The 6,192-nt window shown below is 61.0% G+C and carries 7 protein-coding genes; 2 read left to right on the forward strand and 5 right to left on the reverse strand.

Annotation, left to right across the window (positions count from 1 at the left end; genetic code table 11):
• Positions 1 to 12: 12 nt before the first annotated feature.
• Positions 13 to 510 (reverse strand): hypothetical protein, encoded by a 498-nt coding sequence (locus M0D69_RS15390; RefSeq protein WP_301782817.1) that lies wholly within the window; start codon positions 508 to 510, stop codon positions 13 to 15.
• Between the two features lie 249 nt (positions 511 to 759).
• On the opposite strand from M0D69_RS15390, the gene M0D69_RS15395 reads away from it, so the two are divergent.
• A complete protein-coding gene (locus M0D69_RS15395) occupies positions 760 to 1,014 on the forward strand; it encodes a GlsB/YeaQ/YmgE family stress response membrane protein (protein WP_301782818.1) in 255 nt (84 codons plus the stop codon).
• A 132-nt stretch (positions 1,015 to 1,146) separates the two neighbouring features.
• On the opposite strand, the gene M0D69_RS15400 is transcribed toward M0D69_RS15395, so the two are convergent.
• The 4 genes from M0D69_RS15400 to M0D69_RS15415 form a co-directional block, all read right to left on the reverse strand.
• On the reverse strand, positions 1,147 to 2,337 hold the full coding sequence (locus tag M0D69_RS15400) for an ROK family transcriptional regulator (protein ID WP_301782819.1): 1,191 nt from the start codon (positions 2,335 to 2,337) through the stop codon (positions 1,147 to 1,149).
• Between the two features lie 18 nt (positions 2,338 to 2,355).
• Entirely contained in the window at positions 2,356 to 3,138 is a 783-nt protein-coding gene (locus tag M0D69_RS15405; protein WP_301782820.1) for an ATP-binding cassette domain-containing protein, read from the reverse strand.
• 12 nt (positions 3,139 to 3,150) lie between these two features.
• Positions 3,151 to 4,137, reverse strand: a complete 987-nt coding sequence (locus M0D69_RS15410) for an ABC transporter permease (protein WP_301782821.1) — start codon at positions 4,135 to 4,137, stop codon at positions 3,151 to 3,153.
• A 111-nt stretch (positions 4,138 to 4,248) separates the two neighbouring features.
• On the reverse strand, positions 4,249 to 5,244 hold the full coding sequence (locus M0D69_RS15415) for a sugar ABC transporter substrate-binding protein (RefSeq protein WP_301782822.1): 996 nt from the start codon (positions 5,242 to 5,244) through the stop codon (positions 4,249 to 4,251).
• A 343-nt stretch (positions 5,245 to 5,587) separates the two neighbouring features.
• Here M0D69_RS15415 and M0D69_RS15420 point away from each other — a divergent pair, with 343 nt between their 5' ends.
• The gene (locus tag M0D69_RS15420; RefSeq protein ID WP_047845944.1) at positions 5,588 to 5,797 is read left to right on the forward strand and encodes a hypothetical protein; all 210 of its coding nucleotides are present in this window, start codon (positions 5,588 to 5,590) and stop codon (positions 5,795 to 5,797) included.
• Positions 5,798 to 6,192 lie beyond the last annotated feature (395 nt).

A 6,192-nucleotide genomic window follows, 5' to 3' on the forward strand; every position in this document is an offset into this window, starting at 1 on the left:
GCGTGTCCAGTATCAGTCGGGCTTGCGGAAGTCGTTGTCCACCCAGGCCTGCGCGCTGGTCTTGCTGAGCTTGAATCCCGCCGATACCCGCACCTGGGCAAGCAGCCCACCGAACGAGTCAAGCGCCCTCAGGTCCGCGTAGGGATCGTCCTCGTCGGGCACTATATCGAGCGTCACTGTCACATCTTCGCCATCTGCGCGAACCGTAAAATCCTTGTGAAGCATCGCGTGGCGCTGTTGCTCGTGACGGCGCAATACTTCGGACGCCGTCTTGACCAGCGTGCGGAACGCGTTCGGATCGAGCGGCTTGGGGTTCTTCTTGTCGCGGCCCATGGTCCACGGGCCGGTGAGCGCCGGTTCGACTTCGCCGTCCTTGATCATCTCGACCGCCCAGCCGTCGTCATCCTCGTTCTTGATCACCCGCGCGGTCCAGCCGTCGTCGCGCCAGAGGCGGTCTTCGTGGAGCGTGGTGTCTTCGTCGGCGTGGAGAGCGGGATCTGAATCGGTCATGGGGAAGATGGTTCGCGTTGCATGAAACAGGTTGGGAGCACGTCAGTGTTGCACCGTGCATAAGCGACGAATTTTAACCTGCAAGAAGCCTCGGCATCGTCGAAAATGCCCACACGCTGGCCGATCGGTCTACTCGACGGGCACGTTGTGCGTCACCTGCCGTTTTATTGCAGGAATCTTGTGCGCGAATGTGCGCCGGCGCGCGCCCGGATATCCCGGGCCACTCGCCAACACTACGGAGGAATCGTCATGCTTTCACTAATCGGCACCATTATCGTCGGCGGCATCATCGGTTTGATTGCGCGGGCAATCAAACCGGGCGACGACAGCATGGGCTGGATCATGACGATCGTGCTCGGCATTGCCGGCTCGCTCGTGGCAGGTTACGTCGGCCGCGCGCTGGGCTGGTATCACGAGGGGCAGGTAGCGGGGTGGATTGCCTCGGTGGTCGGCGCTATCGTCCTGCTGTTCGTCTGGGGGCTGGTCGTGCGCCGCCGGGCTTGAAACACGTGAGGCTCGATTCGCGCGAGTGAGGTTTCTGGTGAACCTAAAAAGGCTGTTTCAACTTTCGTTGGGACAGCCTTTTGCTTTTCGTTCGATCAAGGGCCGGGCCGGCAAAAAACCGCGAGCCCGATATCACGCGCTTAAACCCGACTTCAGGAACAACACATGCCGGGGCGCAAAGTGCGCATACAACGGCAAGATGGCGCCGCCCATCGCGCGGGCATCGGCGCCAATCTCTCCTTCGACCAGTCGAGGGCGCAACATCCCCTGCCAGTCGAAAGCGTCCAGTGCGATATTGGTCCGGGTCAATACTTCCCGCAACAACTGGCGATCCAGTTCCCCATCGACCACGATCCCGTCGAGGTCAACCAGCGCCGCTGCCGTCGCAATTGCCGCGGCCAAGGCCGGACAAGCGGCATCGAGCCAGGCCTCGCACAAGGGCCACAATTGCGCCGACAGCGCGCGTTGATCGTGCGCCGCGGCGGCTGGAAAACCGGCGTCGGTGAAGCGCTTTTCCAGTACATAGACAGACGCCACGTTAAGCAACTGCGGCGTGCCTTCGCTCATCAGGGGAAACGAGCCGACCGCGCCGGCGTTCCCCTTGGGGCCGGCATGCAGCCGTCCATCGATGACCAGCCCGCCGCCGATGAACGTCCCGATAAACACGTAAAGAAAGTCCCGCAATCCGCGCCCTTGCCCCATCAGCAATTCGGCGGCGCACGCAGCGGTCGTGTCCTTCGCGAACTCCACCGGCAACGCGGTCAGCGCCTGGACCCGCGCGCGGATATCGATCTCGTTCCACGCGGCAAATACCTCGGGCGGGGTATCGAAGAAATTGCGCCAGCCGCCAAGCCACAACGGCGCGGCAACACCGATCCCGACGACTTTGGCGGCGTCATCACCGAGTGCGGCCATCATGTGGTCGAGTTTCCCGGCGAGCAAAGAGAATACCGTGCGCGGATCGGGATACGCGTACTCGAGCACTTCACGCGCGTGCACGTGCCCCGCAAAATCCATGCTCAGTACGTCGAGACTCCGGCGCCCCACCTTCACGCCGATGGAAAACGCCCCATCCGCGCGCAATGAGATCGGCACCGACGGTTGCCCCATGCGTCCCTGCACACGCGTTCGGGCTTCCCGGGCGAGCAGCCCGTCGTCTATCAGGCGGTCCACGATCAGCGAAGCCGTCTGCGTGCTCAGATGCGTCAGGCGCGCGATATCGGATTTGGGCAGCGGGCCGTGGACACGCACCGCCTGAAGCACGATGCGCTCGTTCATCTGCCGCATGCCGGCCGGCTTCGGCGTTGCCGTGCTTGCTCGCATCGAAGGACTCATCGGCTATCAGGCAATGGCCTGTACGTCGGCCTGCTTCGCGCCGGTCATGATCGCCACCGCCTCGGACATGTGGATGTCTTTCGTATTGACAAGCGCCGCGCGCCGGCCGAGCCGCTGGATATGAATGCGGTCCGCGATCTCGAACACGTGCGGCATGTTGTGGCTGATGAGGATCACCGGCAGTCCGCGATCGCGCACGCGCCGGATCAACTCCAGCACCATGTTCGATTCCTTCACGCCGAGCGCAGCAGTCGGTTCATCGAGGATCACCACATGCCGCGCGAACGCCGCACTGCGCGCCACCGCCACGCCCTGGCGCTGACCGCCGGACAGCGTCTCGACGGCCTGCTTCATCGAGCGGATCCCGATCTGCAACCCTTCCATATGCGCGATAGCTTCCTGCAACATGCGCCGCTTGTCGATCATCTGGAACACGGAACCAAGGATGCCGGGACGCCGCAACTCGCGCCCGAGAAAAAGATTCTCCGCGATGCTCATTGCCGGCGCGACCGCAAGGTCCTGATAGACCGTTTCAATGCCTTGCGAGCGCGCATCGAGCGGACTGCGAAAATGCACGGGGTTCCCATCCAGCAGGATCTCGCCTTCGTCGGGTACGAGCGCGCCGGAAAGCGCCTTGATCAGCGACGATTTGCCTGCTCCGTTATCGCCGATGACCGCCATGATCTCGCCGGGCAACAGTTCGAAATCGACGCCGTCGAGTGCGGTCACGGAACCGTAGCGCTTGATGACGCCGCGCGCTTCCAGAACGGGTTTGAGTGTGTCGTTCATGAGCTTGGCTCCTCAGGCGCGGGGACGCGCGAGTTTATCGGCGGCGACCGCGAGAATCACCAGGATGCCGGTTATCAGAATCTGATAAACCGACGACACACCGATCAGCGTGAGGCCATTGCGAAACACGCCGACTATCAACGCGCCCAGCAAGGTCCCGACAATCGTGCCGCGTCCGCCGAAGAGACTCGTGCCGCCGAGTACCACGGCCGTGATGCTGTCGAGGTTCTCGGTCTGGCCCGCCTGCGGATCGCCGACGCCGGTTCGCGCCACCGACAACAGCGCCGCGATGCCGTAGAAAAAGCCCGCGAGCGTGTACACGGTGATCAGGATTTTCTGCGACGAAAGTCCCATCAGCCGCGCGGCTTCCGCGTTGTTGCCGAGTGCGTAGAGATGCCGGCCGGGCACCGTATCGCGCAACACGAACCACACCGCGAGATACATCAGCAAGGTCAGCACGGTGCCGTACGTGACCTCGGCGCCGCCGAGATGGAAGGTATTGCCGAAGAACATCATGGCGTCCGGCAGGTTCGAGACGCTCTCGGCGTTCGAGTACACCTGCGTGAGCGCGAACGCTATGTTCAACGTCCCCAGCGTCACGATGAACGCCGGCAATTTGATTTTCGTGATAAGCGTACCGTTCAGTAATCCAAACAACGTGCTCGCCGCCACGCCACACACGATGGCGATCACGGGCGGCACGCCCATCGTGACGGCGAACTTCGTCATGACGATGGAACCGAATGCCATCACCATGCCGCACGACAAATCGATTCCACCGGTCAGCACGATCAGCGTCTGGCCGATCGCGATCACCGCCACGACCATGGTCTGCTGAAGGATCAGCGAGAGATTTTGTATCGATAAAAACCGGTCGCTTTGCCAGATGAAGAAAGCACATGCGATGACAAGTGCCGCAAGCGGGCCGATATCGGCAAGCGACGGCAGGCGGTCGGAGAACGCCGCTCGGCCGGCCGCGGGAGAGGTGGATTGCGTCATGACTCAGGACCTCGACAGCAACATCGAAAAAATGCGCCGCACGCGCAGCTCGGGCCCGAAACGTCTTGACGCGATAGGCCCGGGCTGTACGTTCAAACGCGGCGCGACGGCTTACTTATTGCCCCAGCAGTTGTCCAGCCCGAACTTCGCGTCCTTGGCGGCGACGCCGGCCACGGCTTTGTCGCTGATGAGCGTGACGCCGGTGTCGTGATAGCCGGTCGCCTTCTTGCCGGTCTTCGCGTATTCGATGCCCGCCTGCACGCCTTGCGCTGCCATCACGAGCGGGTACTGCTGCGAGGTAGCGGCGAAGCTGCCGGCCTTCACGTTGCGCACGCCTTCACAGCCGCCGTCGATGGACACAATCATCACGTCCTTATCCTTGCCCGCTGCTTTGAGCGCGCGATACGCGCCGGCCGCTGCGGGTTCGTTGATCGTATAAACGAGGTTGATGCCCGGCTCCTTCTGCAGGCAGTTTTCCATCGCTGTCTGGCCCTTCGACTGGTCCCCGCGGGTGTCCTGGCTGCACACCACGGACGGGTCGCCCTCTTTCACGCCGAAGCCCTGCAGGAAGCCGTTATGACGCAGGACACCGACAGTCACGCCGGGCGCGAGGTCGAGCGTGGCGATCTTCGCCGGCTTGCCGCCGAACGCGGCTTTCGCGTATTCGCCGATCAGCACGCCGGCCTTGAAGTTGTCGGTGGCGAAAAGCGCGTCGGTGGCGTCTTGCGGATCGGTCGGCGTGTCGAGGGCGATCACGAGAATGCCCGCCGCACGCGCTTTCTTGAGCGTCGGAACAATGGCCTTGGTATCGCTCGGCGTGATGAGGATGGCTTTCACGCCAGCCGTCATCATGTTTTCGACCGCGGTCACCTGGGTTGCGTTGTCGCCGTCGAACTTGCCGGCTGCCGTGATGAGTTTCACGCCGCCTTTCGCAGCGGCTTCTTCGGCGCCCTGTTTCATCTTGACGAAGAAGGGATTGGTATCGGTCTTGGTGATCAGGCCGATAGCGATCTGGTCAGCAGCCAGTGCCGCGCCCGAGCTGGCCAGCGATGCAACTGCAAGTCCGAGGAAGGACGCACGTGCGACAGCACGCCGAAGATTTTTCATGTCTCGCTCCATAGGTTTTTATCCGTCCGCGGCTTCGAAAAGAAGCACGCCGGACGCGTTCGCCGACTAAATCAATTGACTTTATTTAGTACAGCAGCGCCGGGGAGACAAGTCAAGACAATGAAGTGAAACCCATATGATGCGCCGCAGCATTTGAACGATCAGATCGCGGATTTCATCAATGAGGGCAATACATACGGAGATTGTTGCGTTGCGTCTACGTAAAAACACTGACGGACGAAGTTGGAGCTAAAAAAGCGCTGAATTAAATTGTTTTCCGGTTTTTTATCGGGTTATGGTTTACCAGCATTCTTACCAACCTACCATCCGGGTCTCCCGCACCATGAGCGCACTCGAAGCCCTTCACGCGATCGTCACCGACGAAGATTCGCCCCAGATCATCCGCGACCACATTGTGGATTCGCTGCAATTTGCGTTACGTAATCAGCCCGGCTTTTTCACGACAAAGGAAGTGCAATGGCTCGCGCAATGGGATGACACGCGCATTCCGATTGCCGCGACAAAGATCCTGAACGAGATGAAAACGACCTAATTTTTCGTTCGCACTCGGGGTGGGTTTGGGGCTGTCGGTGCTCGTGGGGCTGGGTTAATGCCGGGTTGGTGCTTTCGGCGTTAGTGGTCAGGGTCGGTGCTGGGTTGCTGCTGCTTAGGCCTGCGGTCGTTATATGTGGGATGTTTTCTTTATCACTATTAGCCACTGTGCGTGGCGGCACTTCATTTCTTTTTCCAAAGCCGAAAGCGACAAAGAAACGAAGCAAAGAAGGCGCTTTCCAACCACCGGCGAGTTAGTGTCCCCAGCGTGCAGGCTAGGCGTTTCTGGCACCTGATAGCACGGCGTTCGCCAGACTCGATAATGTTTGAACCCCTCCTTTTCGCGAATCCTGACACGAACACGCTTCGCCCCCAACGCTCTCGGGCAAGCACGAT

It is taken from the genome of Caballeronia sp. SEWSISQ10-4 2, assembly GCF_030464885.1.
Lineage (GTDB): Bacteria > Pseudomonadota > Gammaproteobacteria > Burkholderiales > Burkholderiaceae > Caballeronia.